The organism is Sphingorhabdus lacus (assembly GCF_009768975.1).
Classification (GTDB): Bacteria; Pseudomonadota; Alphaproteobacteria; order Sphingomonadales; family Sphingomonadaceae; genus Sphingorhabdus_B; species Sphingorhabdus_B lacus.
Window position 1 is genome coordinate 2,076,646 of sequence record NZ_CP035733.1, and the last position, 15,898, is coordinate 2,092,543.

Below are 15,898 nucleotides of genomic sequence, written 5' to 3' on the forward strand. Positions count from 1 at the left end.
TTTTTGTCCGCATGACCAATGAACTGCCGAGTCCAAAAAAGGCGTTGTAAAGATATTTTACAATAGGATATTCTCTGCACGATAGCCAAAGCGAGTCTCAATTTTGGCACATAGGCTGGTCGCAAAAAATGGGTGATATTCTGTCAAACGGGAGAATTAAAATGACCAAATTTGCGACTAAAGCATGCGCCGGAATTTGCAGCATGGCGCTGATTCTGACCGCTGTGCCGACTTATGCTAAAACACCTTCTTCGCTTTCCGATCTAGTCGGCGCACGAGGCGCCGGTGGAGAGGAACAACTGGAGTCCAGGGGGTATTACAACACCCATGTTTCGACTGAGGACGATCGCAAAGTAAGCTATTGGTGGAACAGTTCCAAAAAGGAATGTGTACGGGTCACGACCTATGATGGCCGTTATGAATCGATCAATGCCGCGCAATCGACCGATTGCGGTCAGGCAAAATCAAGCAGCGGCGACAAAACGGCAGCAATTGCCGTCGGTGCTGCTGCCTTGTTGGGGATCGCAGCACTCGCCAGCAAATCACATCACCGTGATGATCGCGATTATGACATGAACGGAACGGCGGAGTTTGAACGCGGCTACCGCGACGGATTATATAACCAGTCGTACCACAATTATAACCGCAGCGATGCCTATTCCCATGGATTCGAAAAAGGCGTTCGCCAGCGGGGCTATGAAACCTCATATCGACCCGGATACGGCTATGGCGGAGGCTATGGCGGCTATGTAAATGTGAACGATTTGGTCGGACAATCTAAGGGTTACGCCAATTCTTCACTCAGCCAACGCGGCTTTGTGATGCGCGATTCGGACAAGACCGACTATAATGGCCGCTACACCACTTGGTGGCGTGCGGCATCGGAGCAATGTATTACGGTGAATACACGGGACGGTTATGTCTACACTGTCCAAACGGCCCGTAAGCGTAACTGCAGATGACGGAATATTCCGCCGGGCCTTTTGTTTTCGGTCCGGCGGAAATGAAATATAACCGAGTCAGGCTAACAGTTGCTCCGCCAGTAAATTCCGGTCCAGTTTCCCGTTCGCATTTTTTGGAAATTGATCGAGCCAGATAATTTCGGCGGGCTGCATGAAGTTCGGCAAATTCCCGCGAAGATGCGCCGTCAGGGCATCCATGTCACCTGACCCCCGCACAAACAGGACGATGGCTGCGCCCAGCCGCTCATCCTTGCGGCCCAAGGCGCACGCCTCTGCGACCACGCCACTTTCAACCGCGACTTCTTCGATTTCGGTGGGCGACACGCGATTGCCACTTGTCTTGATCATCGCATCGTCACGACCGACAAAATAGAGCAACCCGTCAGGGTCCCTACGAACCGTATCCCCCGACCAGACCGCCATGCCGCCATATTCGGAAAAAGCGGGTGCCGGTTTGAACCGTTCGGCAGTCCGGACTGCATCCTGCCAATAGCCATGCGCGACGAGCGGCCCTGCATGCACCAATTCGCCCGCGTCACCCGGCGCTGCCTCGGACCCGTCCGGGGCAACAACCATGATCTCGGCAAAGGGAATTGCCTTGCCCATACTTGTCGGATTTTCATCGATCAGCGACGGGTCGAGATAGGTGGAACGGAAAGCTTCGGTCAGTCCGTACATCGCGAAAATATCGGTCTTGCTGCAAAAAATGCTGCGCAGCATTTTTACGAGACTGGGCGTTAGCGCGCCGCCGCTGTTGGTCAGGCGGCGCATGGAGGAAACCGCATTTTCCGGCCATTCCTGCTCCACCAACTGCACCCAGAGCGGGGGCACAGCAGCCAAGGTTGTTACGCCATATTTGCCGCACGCCTTGATGACATCACGCGGGGCGAGATAGTCCAAAGGCACCACACATCCGCCTGCACGCCAGGTCGACAGCAACTGGTTCTGTCCATAGTCGAAACTGAGCGGCAACACCGCCAATGTGACATCATCTGCCTGAAGGTTCAGATAGCGGGCGACACTAACGGCGCCCAAAGCGAGATTTGCATGCGACAGCATCACGCCCTTGGGCCTTCCCGTCGATCCCGAGGTATAGAGTATTGCCGCCAAACGGTCAGGGTCCGTGTCGGAGGGCAGCGGATCGCACCATTGTGCTTCACTATCCCCGATATGCGCCAAAACCGATTTTTCGTCTGCAATCTCGAAACCGGAATGTCCTTCCGGACCATCAAGTGTTGACGCACGTGCCGCGTTTGTGATCAGCAACCGCGCACCACTGTCCGACAGGATATGCCGGACCTGCGGCGCTTTCAGCACCGGGTTGACGGGCACATGCACGAGCCCTGCCCGCACCGATGCCAAGGGCATCAGACACGCAATTTCCCCTTTGCCGAGCCATGTGGCGACCCGATCGCCCGGGACAAAACCCTTTGATTTAAGGAAAGCCGCAAGGCGACCGATACGGAGATTTAACTCCTTATAATTATAGCAGCTATCACGAATGATGAGCGCAGGCGCGTCGGCTTCCCCGAACAGCGGAAGGTGGTCGAGCGGAAATACTGGCAAATCGGTCGTCATAGGGTCATATTCGGATGGAGATTGCGGGGCATGTCAGGGGTAACATATTTGCCGGTAAAAGGTGAATATCACGATAATTTTCTGACAGCGCAGGCCGCAGCACGCGGAGCGCTTGATCGGGACAGGCAGGCGTGCCTCTTTGACCGGCTGGACTGGATTGATCCGCTGCACCGGATGGCTTTGCGCAAAAAGCCCCCCCTGTTGCTGCGGGCCCTCGATGGGGAAACCGAAGCCTGGTTGCCGCTGATGCGTCAGGCCAACAACCATCATGTCGCGCTTGCCAATTGGTATAATTTTACGTGGCGCCCGATTTATGGCGACACTTGCGCGGAAAGCACGCGTCTGTCCTTGCTGCGCCAATTGGCGTTAACCGCGCGGCAGCGTACGCGCAGGCTCACTCTAGCTCCGGTCCCGGATGAGGACGGATCGGCGAGCCAGATTGCAACCGCCTTTTCGAGTGCCGGATGGATTGTCGACCGGACGGAGTGCGACGAAAACCATTATATCCGCCTCAACGGCCGCTCGTTCGACGAATATTGGGATAGCCGCCCCGGGCAGTTGAAGAACACAGTCAAACGCAAGGGCAAGAAAAACATCGTGTCGACACGGGTCGAAACGGAATTTTCTACCCAAAGCTGGAGCGATTATGAGCGCATCTATGCGCGCAGTTGGAAGCCGCATGAGGGCAGCCCGGAATTTCTGATGCAATTGGCGCAGCAGGAAAGTCTTGCGGGAACCTTACGGCTGGGCCTTGCCTATATCGATGGCAAACCGGTTGCCGCGCAATTCTGGACCGTGGAAAACGGCATTGCCCTCATTCACAAACTTGCCCATGACGAACGACATCTGGACGCATCCCCCGGAACGCTGCTGTCCGCCGCCCTGTTTCAGCATGTGATTGATATCGACAAGGTTGACGAGATCGACTTTGGGACCGGCAGCGACGCCTATAAGCGTGACTGGATGGAATCTGTCCGTCCCCGTTTCCGGCTCGACATGTTCTGGCCGAACCATGTGGCCAACTGGCCCTTGATTGCCCGCCTCCACTTGCGGCACATGCGCCGTAAAGCCGCTTAACAGAAGAGAGTAAGATGACCGATAGCCTCCCCGATAAAGTCCGTTCCATCCTGTCCGACATCCTCGGCCTTTCCGCCGAGCAAGTGGCGGCCATGGACGACGATACGGAATTATTCGGCGCATTGCCCGAACTGGATTCCATGGCGGTCGCCGGATTGTTGACCGAGATGGAAGACCGGCTTGATATCATGATCGACGATGATGATGTTGATGGCGATCTGTTCGCCACATTCGGCAGTCTTGTCGCATTTGCACGGGCCAAGGTCGACGGGTGACGCACCCGCTGCATCGGACCTACACCTATGGCGGAAGGCAGGAATTTTGCCTTTGCGTCGGAGATGACGCGGCTTCGCGCTGCGTATTGATAGTTCCGCCCTTATTTGACGAAATGAACCGGACCCGGCGCATGCTGGTGGAAATGATGCGCTTGCTGGCTGCACGCGACGTGCGCACGGTTCTTGCCGATGTACCTGGGTGCAACGAGAGCTTGGCCGATATCACCGTGCAAACGCTGGACGATTGGCGGCATGCACTGCGCATCGTGACGGCGGAGATGGGCGTAACGCATATCGTTTCCCTGCGCGGCGGGGGGCTTATCGATGATATAGCGAACGTGCCGGTCCTGAGGCTTGCACCCGTCAAAGGCTCCAGCCTGTTGAAGACAATGCTGCGCACGAGACTGATCGCTGACAAGGAAGCGGGGAAATCCAGCACCGCTGACGACCTACTCGCCCAATCCAAATCCCATCCGTTGGAGCTTTCCGGCTATAGCCTGTGCGCCGAAATGCTGGAATCACTGGAAAAGGCCGCTCCCGCCGACTTGCCCCAAGTGCAAGAGGTGAGTCTGGCCGAAATCGATGGCTCGCCCTTATGGCTGCGGGCGGAACCGCAGGATGATCCGGCTATGTCCGCTGCCTTTGCGGCCAAGATCGCCGACTGGAGCGCCGCATGCGCCGGATGATTTCCTTCCCTTGCGGCACGGACAATCTGGTTGGCACGCTCGACGAAGGCACCCGCGATGTCGGCTTGCTCATCGTCAGCGGCGGTAACGAAATCCGCAGCGGGGCCTTTGGGGGCCAAGCGGCGCTGGCGGCCCATATGGCGGACGCTGGCTATACCACATTCCGCTACGACCGTCGGGGCATCGGCGAGAGTGAAGGGCAAAATGCCGGTTTTGAAGAAAGCGCCGACGATATAGCGGCAGCGTTAGCCGCCTTTCGCCAATCGGCACCACAGGTCAAACGCATCATCGCCTTTGGCAATTGCGACGCGGCGACGGCCCTTGCGCTTTTCCATCACAGCAACGCGATTGACGGCCTGATCCTAGCCAATCCCTGGATCATCGAAGCCACCCCGGCGAATGACGAGCAACCCGCAGCCCCCAGCGCAACTGCCATAAGGGCACGCTATTGGGCGCGGCTTAAAAATCCGCGGAGCTTGCTGGACCTGCTGTCCGGTAAGGTTGATTTGCGCAAACTGGCAACCGGCTTGGTTTCTGCCTCCCGAAAGGAGCCAGTGTCGGGTCTGGCAGTACGCTTAGCCAAATCGCTCGCAAAATCGACGGTTCCTACCCATCTGCTGATTGCCCGTCACGACACGACGGCCATGGCATTCATGGGGGCGTGGCATAGCGCAGAGTTCGCGGATGCGCGGGCTTTGGCGCATATCCAAATGGACCAGTTTGATACTGCTTCCCATGGCTTTGCCGATGATGCCTCGCGCCGCTGGCTCTACGATAACATCCATAAGACGCTTCAAAAGGTATGAGAGCGCTTTAGCGGCGAAATTGGGCACTTCTGCCCTGCATTGCCACCATCGGCCAGATACCCCCTGTTCGTTGCCACTTGATTTCCATCCAAGTTGATGTAGTCACTTGTATCAATGATAACGTTCACAAGAATGATGGAAGCGCGGAAAATGTCTTTATCGAGATCGATGGCCGTCCTGGCCCTGTTGTCCATGATTTCGACCCCGGCACTGATGGCCGCCGATTCCACCGCTACCCCGTCCGCTTGGCCTTCGGCAGCAAGCCCCGCACAGATAACCGATGCCAAGGTAGAAGCCGAAATTGACGCGCTAATTGCGCGGATGACGGTCGCGCAAAAAGTCGGTCAGCTAATTCAGGCCGATATCAGTGCCATTACGCCCAAGGATCTTGCCCGCTATCCACTGGGATCGATATTGGCAGGCGGCAATTCCGGACCCAATGGAGACGAACGTGCCAGCGCGCAAAAATGGGCCGAGTTGGTCGACGCCTTTCGTGCTTCGTCGCGCAAATCGGGGGCCCGTATTCCCATATTGTTCGGTGTCGATGCCGTACATGGCCATTCCAATGTCCCCAACGCCACCATCTTCCCCCACAATATCGGCTTAGGTGCCGCACGCGATGTCGATCTTCTACAGCGCATTGGCGCAGCAACCGCAGCCGAAATTTCGGGGAGCGGTATCGAATGGACCTTTGCACCCACTTTAGCCGTTCCGCAGGACTTGCGATGGGGGCGCACCTATGAAGGGTACGCATCCGACCCCGCGCTGGTTGCCCAATATGCGAAGGCCATGACAATCGGACTGCAAGGACCATTGGTCGCCGGAAAGCCGCTCGCGACCCAGAATGTTGCGGCAACCGCAAAGCATTTTCTGGCGGATGGGGGAACGGCAGACGGGCGCGACCAAGGCGATGCGCAGATTAGCGAAGCCGAATTGATCGCCAAGCACGCGCAAGGCTACCCCGCCGCGATCGACGCTGGCGCGCTGACCGTAATGGCCAGCTTCTCGAGCTGGAATGGGGAGAAGCACCACGGCAACCGATCGCTTCTGACCGATGTGTTGAAAGACCGCATGGGCTTTGCCGGACTGGTCGTGGGCGACTGGAATGGACATGGCCAGGTTGCCGGCTGTTCTGCGACCGACTGCCCCGCGGCGATCAATGCAGGGCTCGACCTGTTCATGGCGCCCGACAGTTGGAAGGGGCTGTATAAATCCACTTTGAAGGCAGCGCGTGACGGGCGCATTCCGATGGCGCGCATCAACGACGCGGTGCGCCGCATCTTGCGGGTCAAGTACAAGCTGGGGTTGATGGGCGCGACGCAGATAAAGCGCGGCGATGCAAGCCTTGTAGGCGCCCCTGCACATCTCGAACTGGCGCGCGAGGCCGTTTCAAAATCTCTGGTCCTACTCAAGAATAATGACGGTGTGCTGCCGGTCCGTAAGGGCGCGCGCGTTCTGATTTCCGGGTCGGGCGCCGACAATATGGCCATGCAGTCGGGCGGATGGACGATCAGCTGGCAAGGTACGGATACAAAGGCGTCCGATTTCCCCAACGGCCAAACCATCGGTCGCGCGTTGAGCGATGCCGTGCACGGCAATGGCGGTTCGGCCATTCTGTCGAGCGAAGGCAAATTTGACGCCAAGCCCGATGTTGCCATCGTCGTGTTGGGCGAAAAACCCTATGCAGAATTTGAAGGTGACGTTCCCGACCTCGGTTTCCGGACGTCGAGCAGTGAACAGGAAATGATCGCGCGCCTGAAAGCGCAGAAGATCCCTGTTGTCGTTCTGTTTCTTTCGGGTCGCCCCATGTTTACCGGACCCTTATTCAATCAAGCCGATGCCTTTGTCGCTGCGTGGCTACCGGGCACGCAGGCGCGTGGTATCGCCGATGTGCTCGTCACCCGTCCCGATGGTAAACCGGCACGCGATTTTACGGGACGCCTGCCCTTCGCTTGGCCGGCCGACGCACGCGCTTCGCTTGAAAACCCGCTCTTTCCGGTTGGCTATGGGCTGACCTATGCATCTTCTTCCAATTTGGGACCGGTGAACGAGGACCCGAAAGTTGACCTGTCATCTCAGGCACATAGCACTGCCTATATTGTCCGCGGGAAAGTCCCCGCGCCCTGGCATTTGGGCATAGACGGGTCAATCAGCACAAAGGCCGTAGACCTTTCGGCGCAGGAAGACGCTCGGCAATTTACGTGGAACGCCAATGGAGAATTCGCCGTCAATGGCCCGGCGATCAACCTTGAAGAGCCCTTGAAAAAGGGTTGGTCGCTGACACTCGACTGGCGGATTGATGCGCCTGTCAAAGGTCCCGTCAAACTCGCCTTCAGCGGCGCGACGGTCGATTTAAGCGAAGCTATCCGCAGCGCGCCGACCGGCGAGCGTGTCCAAACGCGCATCCCGTTGCGTTGTTTTGCCGAATCCGGCGCAAATTTTGGATCGGTGGGCTCCCCCATACGTATGCAGGCCCCGAAAGGGCTTGTTGCCACAATTCGCAGCGTTCATATCGAAGAAGCAAAAGAAAGCGTGCCCTGCCCAAGCAAAGGCCGCTAAAACAGTGGAGAGAAAAACATGGCTTTAGCACCGGGTGCCGCCGCACCTTCGGAATCGACCGATTCCCATATCGACGCACCCCAACTGCAACTGTTCGTCATGGGCCTGTTTTTTATCTTTGGCGGAATCACCAGCCTGAATGACGTGATCATTCCAAAGCTGAAAGAGCTCTTCACGCTCAATTATACACAGGCCATGCTTGTGCAATTCTGTTTCTTCACCGCCTATGCCGTCATCGGCATTCCCGGCGCACGGCTCGTAAAAAAGATCGGCTATATGAGGGGTGCGGTTGCTGGACTTCTGACCATGATGGCGGGTTGCCTGCTGTTCATTCCCGCCAGCCAGACCGCGACTTACGGTGTTTTCCTACTGGCTCTATTCGTTCTGGCGAGCGGCGTTGTCATCGTGCAGGTGGTGTCGAACCCGCTTATTTCCCTGCTGGGCAAACCGGCGACAGCACATAGCCGTCTTACCTTTGCACAAGCTTTCAACTCGCTCGGGACAACTGTGTTTCCGATATTCGGTTCGATCCTGATTCTGGGCGGTCTGGCAACGGTGACCGCCGACCAATTGTCGGGTGTTGAGCTGGACGCTTATCGGACTGCGGAAAGTCAGGCGATTGTAAATGGCTATCTTGGTATCGCCGTAGCGCTCGCCATCGTCGCAGGCGTGGTATGGATGTTCCGCAACGCCTTGAAGGGCGAGAAGCACGAGGCAAGCGAAGGCCTTGCGGGCCTTGATCTCCTTAAACGTCCACGCTTCGGCTTTGGGGCCCTGTGCATCTTTCTATATGTCGGAGCCGAAGTCGCCATCGGATCGCTGATCGTCAATTATCTGATGCAGGACCATGTCATGGGCCTAGAAGAGCAGTCGGCCGGGAAGCTGATTGCCCTTTATTGGGGCGGCGCCATGATTGGACGCTTCATCGGCTCGGCCGTGCTGCGCTTCGTAAGCCCGGGTAAATTGCTTGCCGCCGTCGCGGTAGGCGCAATTCTTTTGCTGATCACATCGACCCAGACCAGCGGAGACGTTGCCGGTTACTCCTTGCTTGCAGTTGGACTCACCAATGCGATCATGTTCCCGACCATTTTCACCCTCGCCTGCGAAAAGCTGGGATCGCGTGCGGCAGACGGTTCGGGCATCATCAATGTTGCAATCGTCGGCGGGGCTATCATACCTCTTTTGACGGGTGTTATCGCCGACCTGACATCCAGCCTCGCAATAGCATTTGTATTGCCGATGGCATGCTACGCGGTCATCGCGGCCTTCGGCATCTATGCGCGAAAGCCGGCCTAGGTCACCTCAGATCCGGCGCGACATCGTAAGCAGCAATATACTGGCGGCGAAGGCGAGGCCGGCCAGCAGTATGAATAGCGCGTCGAAACCATAGGTCGGCACCAGTGCCATGGTCAGCCACGGCATGATCAAGGACGGAACGGTGTTCGTCAGATTGAAAATGCCCAGATCCCGACCGCGCGTGTGCGGTCGGGGTAAAACCCGAAGCGTTTGACTGGAGTGCAGCGCTAGAAAAATGCTGCTCGCCAAACCGAACAGGACATATCCCGCAATCGCAAATGCCATGTTCGGCGCCCACGCCATGATAATCAAGCCGACTGCGGCCAAGGATGCCGTTAGGATCAAAGGCATTATAGGCTTAGCAGAACGGTCGGACCATGTCCCGACGCCCAGTGCGACAAAAACCGAGAGCCCCAAAACAATAGCAAAAATACTTGCGGCATCATTTTCACCGAAGCGGGGATCAAGGCTGCGGAACCACAGCAGCAAGAATGCGAAAAGCGATGCCTCAGCTATCTGCACAAGCAGACGCGCAAGCCACATGCGGATCGCGGGGTTTGTGGGCTTTGGATTATCGTCGTCACGCCCGATATCCACGCCCTTCGCATCCATCAAATGCGGCATCGCTACTGGTTTGCCAAGAAAGAGCACCGGGGCTACCATACACAGCACCAGAAGCGCCACCAGTGCCTCCCTTTGCGCAAATCCGGCAAACATATCCGTGGTGACGATTGCGCCGGATAACGCCCCTAATGCAGGCGCCAACGCCAAAAGCCCACCCAGCATCCCCTTTTGCACATCAGGGATGGTATCGCCTGCCCAGGCGGCAAGGGGTGCAAGCATCATATTCAGCCCGAACTGCCAACATACGATCAATGCGATCAGGACGTTGGTGTCTCCGGCATATGGCATCGACAACATCAGCGCAGACGAGAGCAACAAACCGCCAAATATCCATATTCTTCGGCGTCGGGTCACGTCGCTTGCCCATCCGAACAAGATGTTGGACAGGCTTGCCGAAATTGCGCCAACAAACGCCGCGATGGCAAGTGTTGTAAGCACTTCTGCTTTGTTCATCGCCGAGACACGAAGCGGAAGCAGCAATGTCAGAAACGGCATATAGGCAACCGCGCCACCCGAAACGGCAAGCGCATAGAGATACATGAACCGCGGCGATTGCCGACCCGGTGGAACCGGATCAGTCAGGGCCGTTGCCGCCGCACGACGCGGTGCTACCGCGAAGAACCAAGCCACCCTCAGTCACGACCGGTTGCGGCAGGTTGGCGCCGTCGCCCATGGTGATCAAAAGCTCGACCGCTTTTGAAAAAGTGGCAGCGATAGGCTGATCTACCGCAGTCAACTGCGGCTCGGTAAAGCGGACCACCGGCGTGTTATCGAAGCTGATCAGTGAAACATCCTGCGGCACGTTCAGTCCGCGCTTCGTCAAAGTGTCCAGTGCCGCCAGTGCCATTTGATCGCTGCTGGCAATGATTGCCGTCGGGCGATCCTTGAGAGCGAGCAATGCATGTGTTGCGGCGATACCGCTTTCATAACCGAAGTCGCCTCGTGCGAGCAGGTCGCCGGTTTGCAATCCGGCAGCGGCCATCGCCTCGCGCCAACCGTCGATGCGCCAGGTCGACAAATCATATTCTTCCGATCCCGAGATGAATCCAATCCGTTGGTGTCCAAGGGCGATCAAATGGTCGGTGGCACGGCGGGCCGAACCTTCATCGTCCATCGTCATCGCGATGCCGGCGCCGGGCGTTATGGAGCCGATCCGTGCGAACGGAATTTTGCGCTTGGACAGAAAGCCCGTAATCAACGGATTTTCGGAGTGGGGCGGTGTCAGTATCACGCCGTCGGGTTGGAGGGCCGCCAGGGTAGCACCCAGTTCGCGTTCGACATGGTCATTATGCGTGTCGACGAGTTCGAAGATCATCCGGTAGCCATATTCGGCGCACTTCAGCATCCCGCCGAACAACATCTGGTCGACCCAGTCTGTTCCCTGCCGGGATTTCCAGTCGGCAATCGTCCGCTCCCGGTCATTGATCGCAAGGATGAGGTATGACCGTGAGCCGCTCATCCTTTGGGCCGCGATTGAGGGCACATAACCCAGCTTGTCGATCGACGCCTGCACCCGCTCCTTCATCGAGGGACGTACATTGGGCTCATTATTGATGACACGGCTGACCGTTTGCAGAGATACCCCTGCATCCGCCGCAACATGCTTGATCGTGACAGCCTGACGGCGTCTCGCCATATTCTACTCGTCCCCTTTGGCCTTTTGCAGGCAGGCTAGCCCTTTTTCCGGGTCTTCCGCGCACTGGTATATGCGTATCCAGTCGATCAGAAACTCCGCAGGCACAACGTCTGCCGCAACACCCTTATCGTTATTTTCTTCCGACAGCCTTCCCCCAATGGCAAGATTGGCCATGATGTAAAAGGGTTGGTCAAATGGCGCAACGCCATTTCCTTTGGCGAGAGGCGATGCGCTATCCCATTGGTCCGCTTTCACTTCCCAGTATAGCCGGCCATCGAGTGAAAAGCGCATGATGCCCTCGGCCCACTCCAGCGTCCAGATATGAAAATCATCCGATGGCAGTGCCTTGGACGGAAGAGCGACGCGCGTATCGAGAACCTTGTTGGCGGGAGCAAAATCGCCGAAGTGAAGCGCACTGATCATGCGGTTTTCGCCGACGGTGCCTTCACATACTGTGCAGGTCGCCCCCAGATTGACGCCTTCCAATATGTCGATTTCACCCGACCGGGGCCATCCGCCATAATAGTTCTCGCTGGGCATCATCCAGACAGCCGGCCATGTGCCCTGCCCTTTCGGAGGCTTTGCGCGGAATTCGATCTTGCCATATTTCCAGCTTGCCAGACCCAAGGTCCGAATCTTGCCGGACGTTATATTTTGGGTCTTCTTGGGGTTAGGCTTGTCCGCAATTTCCGGTGGTCGGTCGGGGCCCGTAAAGCGTTCCTTGCGCGCCATAAGATGCAATATGCCATCCGAGACACGAATGTTTTTCGAACGGTCCGTATAACATTGCCGCTCGAAATTACCGCCGCCCCAGCAGGATTGTTCCGGCTTCCATTTCGTCCGGTCGAGCTCGGTCCCGTTAAACTCATCCGCCCATACCAGTTTCCACCCGCTTGGCGCGGGATTGGCATTGGCATAGGCAGACGGGGATCCTGCCCATGCGGCGACCACCGCAAGTACCAACTTTCCGAGATGAGTCATAAGCATCCTTTCATGACAGGACATAGGCGCGCTTTTCCGTCAAACAAAGAACGGGCCCAAGTCATATGACTAAGGCCCGTTCGCATTGTCTAGTTTACGGACAGCTTAGAATTCAAACCGCGCCAGGAATGTAAAGCGTCGGTCGTTCCGGAACGCCGACCTTGTGGCCTTGGTTCCGGTGAAATCGATCACCTGTGACGTCTGTGTGACCTCATCGAGCAGGTTGACGCCCTGAATACCCAGTTTCAGTTGCTTACTGACCGTTACAAAGATCGAGCCGTCCAGTTGCCCCGTTGCTTCACCGTAAATCGGCGAGAAGGGGAAGATGACGTCGCGCGGTGTCTGCAAGAAATCCGAACGCCAGTTATAGGCCAAGCGGGCAGACAAGGGTCCCTTTTCATAGAAACCGACCGCGTTGATCGTGTGTTTGGATACGCCAGCCAACGGCAGGCCACCTGCAAAAGGACTTTGCTCGGCCCCCAATGAGGAGTTGTTGAAATCACCCGCATCCACATAGGTATAGGTCAACTGCGCACCCAGACCACTCAGGAAGCTGGGTAGGAAGTCATAGGTTTGCTGATAGGCAACCTCGACACCCTTCAACTTGCCGCCATCGCTATTGACCGGTCCGTTCACCAGCACGTCGGTGGTGACACCGCTGGGGCTGGTAAAGCTGCGCACCGTGGCGCCGCCGTTTACGATACCTTTGATGTCTTTCAGGAACGCGGACACCGAAAGGGAACCGACGGCATCAAAATACCATTCAAACGACAGATCATAATTCCACGATTGGATCGGCCGCAAGAGGCGGTTGCCGGTGAAAATCTGGAACAATGGCCCCGTATCCAGCGTGCCTCCTGATCGCAAATTGGTGGTGTTATCCGAAATCCCGCCGCCTGTTGCGAAGCTGGAGAGATCGGGACGCGATATACTCTTCGACGCCGCAGCGCGCACGAGCATACCATTGCCGAAATCAAGCTTGGCGTTGAAGCTGGGTAACCAATGATCGAATTTGATGTTCGAACTGTCGTCGATCACTTCGCCTGTAAACACCGACGCAAATTGCGCCAGGCGTGCGGGGGTCAAGCTGCAATAGCCCGGAGCAACCTGTCCTGGCTGCACCGCTCCACATGCGGTTTGAAGCTCGGCAACGCTGACGCGGCCATCGCCGTTTCCGCCCGGAGGGGTATCGAAGAATTGCCCGGTCGGGAAAGCAATCGAGCCACCGCTGCGGACGATAGTTTCGACATAACGCAGCCCGATATTACCGGTCAGCGTGGTGTTTTCACCGAAGTTGGTGCCGAAATCGACGCGGGCGTAGGCACCGAAGGTGCTTTCCGAAACATCCGAAATTTCACCAGCCGTCCATGGGCCACCCGGCAAGGCGTTGGTCCGAGCCGAAATCGGGAACCAGGCATTAGGTGTCAATGTAAATGCGGTGATCGCCGAGGCCTGTTGCTGGATCGCGCCGCTCAGATAATCGGCAACAAGATTGTCGCCGCCGAAGAAGAAGGCGGAGCCATTACCCAGCGGCACCGGTGCATTTCCACGCTGGAAATTGCTGCCGAATGGATTGCGGATCTGTGTCGAATTGGGGAAGTCCGTCGCATAAGCACCGCCACAGCCAAAGGCTTGGAAGTCGCCGCAGTTCCAATTCCCGCCACGTCCAGTCCAAGGCGCACCCAAATTCCCCCAGTTGGAGAAGTTGGCGTTACGTGTCACGCGGTTGCGGTCACCCCAACGTGCACCAAACCGTGCCTTTTTGAAGAAACCTTCGTCGCTGACATCATATTCGGCGTCGAAACGCAGGCTGGTCAAATCGCCTTCATTCTTCACCTGATTATCAATCAGGAACCAGTAGAATGTCCGTGCAGGGTTATTGAAATAACTTGCAGGAGAATTGGGCGTACCCGGTTCAAGGAACTGGACAAGCGGCGTGCTGCCGGTGTTGTCGATGAACACATCGGTGTAGGTCTGCATGGCGGAGATGAAGCCATCTTCGGTACGGTCCGACTTGATATGCTGGGCTTCAAAATTGAACCGCAGACGATCTGTCGGATCAAGCTTGATGTGCACCGAGAAATCTTCGGTCTTCGCAGCGTCTTCACGCTGGAAGCGCAGCAGCTCGGTCGGAATCCCGCGGCCGCCGGTAAAGGGCTGCAACTGGGTCAGGGTGCCTGTGGCGAACTGGTTACCGTTGAATGTTGCCGTGGTGCCCGGTGCAACCACAGGGAACAAGGCATCGTCGTTCACAAGAGCCAGAACAGCAAACTCGTTCAGCGTCGCTTCGGTCTCTGCACGCAGATATTCGAATGTGACGAGCGCGCGGCCGTCGTTGCTTTCCCACTGGCCGACCGCCGAATAGGCATTGCGATCACGTGTCAGGTCCGTGGTACGAACGCCCGCACCCTTCGGCACGAACAACGCGCCAGCGGGCGGGAAATTCGACGAATCAAATTGAGCCGCGCCGCCAAATCCGCCGGAACCGACCGCACGTACGCGAATGCAAGGTGCGTTAAGCGCCGGAGCACGATAGCAGGGATCGGTGATCTGTGATGCGTCGGTGCGGGTTACAAGCTCCGACTGCGCATAGGCTAGCTGCAGGCCAAAGGTACCGATACCGGTTTCAAATGTGTTTGATGCGAGAACCGAAAAACCAGGCGACCATTTTTTGGCAAGATCCCCGTAATTTCCTTCTAGAGTCCCGGCGATATGGAAGCCTCTTTTGTCGAGGGGCTTGCGGGTCACGAGGTTCACGGTACCGGAAATACCGCCATCGATCATGTCGGCGGTGTTGTTCTTGAACACTTCCACACGGCCAAGCAATTCAGGCGAAACGTCGTTGAAGGACAGTTCACGACCTCCATTTGCCGAGAAAATGTCGCGGCCGTTGAGCTCGGACCGGACATAAGGCAAGCCGCGAATGATGACGCCCGAACCTTCGACCGAGAAACGGTCAGGGTCGTTGCGCTGTTCGAAGCGCGAGATATTGACGCCAGGAACACGCTGCAGCGCTTCAGCAACCGAGCGGTCAGCAAGAGCGCCGATATCTTCTGCGGTAATGACGTCGACAAATGTGTCGGCATCGCGCTTGATATTCTGTGCGCTTTCAAGCGATTTTTTGAAGCCGGTAACGATAATTGCGTCTTCGGTTTCCGTTGTTTCGGCCGCCTGTTCAGGCTGATCGGCGGTTTGCGCGAACGCCGGAGTCGCCGTAAAGGCCGACAGCGCGAGGCCGGAGGCGGTGGTCAGCGCAACAAACCGCTGAGAACGCGCCATTTCGAATAGTGATTTGCGTGCCAAATGATCCTCCCTGAATGCTTTTAGCCGGGGGCATTTCTCCCACCGTTACGCCAACGCATAACTTGAATTGAGAGCGTTCACAAGAGGCAAAATGAACGTTCACAATTTTCGCACT

At 56.9% G+C, this 15,898-nt stretch carries 12 protein-coding genes; 7 read left to right on the top strand and 5 right to left on the bottom strand.

Going from position 1 to position 15,898, the window contains the following annotated elements; all coding sequences use genetic code 11:
- The first annotated feature begins 161 nt into the window (after nt 1-161).
- Complete coding sequence (locus EUU25_RS09780; RefSeq protein WP_158900536.1) at nt 162-962, top strand: hypothetical protein; 801 nt, start codon at nt 162-164, stop codon at nt 960-962.
- A 57-nt stretch (nt 963-1,019) separates the two neighbouring features.
- Here EUU25_RS09780 and EUU25_RS09785 read toward each other — a convergent pair whose 3' ends face one another.
- Complete coding sequence (locus EUU25_RS09785) at nt 1,020-2,540, bottom strand: acyl-CoA ligase (AMP-forming), exosortase A system-associated (RefSeq protein ID WP_158900538.1); 1,521 nt, start codon at nt 2,538-2,540, stop codon at nt 1,020-1,022.
- Nucleotides 2,541-2,570: 30 nt separating this feature from the next.
- On the opposite strand from EUU25_RS09785, the gene EUU25_RS09790 reads away from it, so the two are divergent.
- The 6 genes from EUU25_RS09790 to EUU25_RS09815 all read left to right on the top strand — a co-directional run bounded on the left by EUU25_RS09790 (nt 2,571) and on the right by EUU25_RS09815 (nt 9,239).
- Entirely contained in the window at nt 2,571-3,617 is a 1,047-nt protein-coding gene (locus tag EUU25_RS09790) for a GNAT family N-acetyltransferase (protein ID WP_246162649.1), read from the top strand.
- Nucleotides 3,618-3,631: 14 nt separating this feature from the next.
- Entirely contained in the window at nt 3,632-3,892 is a 261-nt protein-coding gene (locus EUU25_RS09795) for a phosphopantetheine-binding protein (RefSeq protein WP_158900540.1), read from the top strand.
- Nucleotides 3,889-4,578: an alpha/beta hydrolase family protein gene (locus EUU25_RS09800; protein WP_158900541.1), complete on the top strand. Its 690-nt coding sequence runs from the start codon at nt 3,889-3,891 to the stop codon at nt 4,576-4,578. Before EUU25_RS09795 ends, EUU25_RS09800 begins: the two co-directional genes overlap by 4 nt.
- The gene (locus tag EUU25_RS09805; protein WP_158900543.1) at nt 4,566-5,384 is read left to right on the top strand and encodes a hydrolase 1, exosortase A system-associated; all 819 of its coding nucleotides are present in this window, start codon (nt 4,566-4,568) and stop codon (nt 5,382-5,384) included. The genes EUU25_RS09800 and EUU25_RS09805 overlap by 13 nt, the downstream gene beginning before the upstream one ends.
- Before the next feature lie 150 nt (nt 5,385-5,534).
- Nucleotides 5,535-7,943, top strand: coding sequence for a glycoside hydrolase family 3 protein (locus EUU25_RS09810; RefSeq protein ID WP_158900545.1), 2,409 nt, complete (start codon nt 5,535-5,537; stop codon nt 7,941-7,943).
- Nucleotides 7,944-7,961: 18 nt separating this feature from the next.
- Nucleotides 7,962-9,239 carry a sugar MFS transporter gene (locus EUU25_RS09815; RefSeq protein WP_158900547.1) on the top strand — a complete coding sequence of 426 codons (1,278 nt, stop codon included), beginning with the start codon at nt 7,962-7,964 and terminating at the stop codon, nt 9,237-9,239.
- Nucleotides 9,240-9,245: 6 nt separating this feature from the next.
- On the opposite strand, the gene EUU25_RS09820 is transcribed toward EUU25_RS09815, so the two are convergent.
- From EUU25_RS09820 to EUU25_RS09835, 4 genes are all read right to left on the bottom strand, one after another.
- The gene (locus tag EUU25_RS09820) at nt 9,246-10,493 is read right to left on the bottom strand and encodes an MFS transporter (protein ID WP_246162651.1); all 1,248 of its coding nucleotides are present in this window, start codon (nt 10,491-10,493) and stop codon (nt 9,246-9,248) included.
- Nucleotides 10,438-11,499 (bottom strand): LacI family DNA-binding transcriptional regulator, encoded by a 1,062-nt coding sequence (locus EUU25_RS09825; RefSeq protein ID WP_158900549.1) that lies wholly within the window; start codon nt 11,497-11,499, stop codon nt 10,438-10,440. The genes EUU25_RS09820 and EUU25_RS09825 overlap by 56 nt, the downstream gene beginning before the upstream one ends.
- 3 nt (nt 11,500-11,502) lie before the next feature.
- Nucleotides 11,503-12,480 carry a glycoside hydrolase family 16 protein gene (locus tag EUU25_RS09830; RefSeq protein WP_158900551.1) on the bottom strand — a complete coding sequence of 326 codons (978 nt, stop codon included), beginning with the start codon at nt 12,478-12,480 and terminating at the stop codon, nt 11,503-11,505.
- 105 nt (nt 12,481-12,585) lie between these two features.
- Nucleotides 12,586-15,783 (bottom strand): TonB-dependent receptor, encoded by a 3,198-nt coding sequence (locus EUU25_RS09835; protein ID WP_246162653.1) that lies wholly within the window; start codon nt 15,781-15,783, stop codon nt 12,586-12,588.
- Nucleotides 15,784-15,898 lie beyond the last annotated feature (115 nt).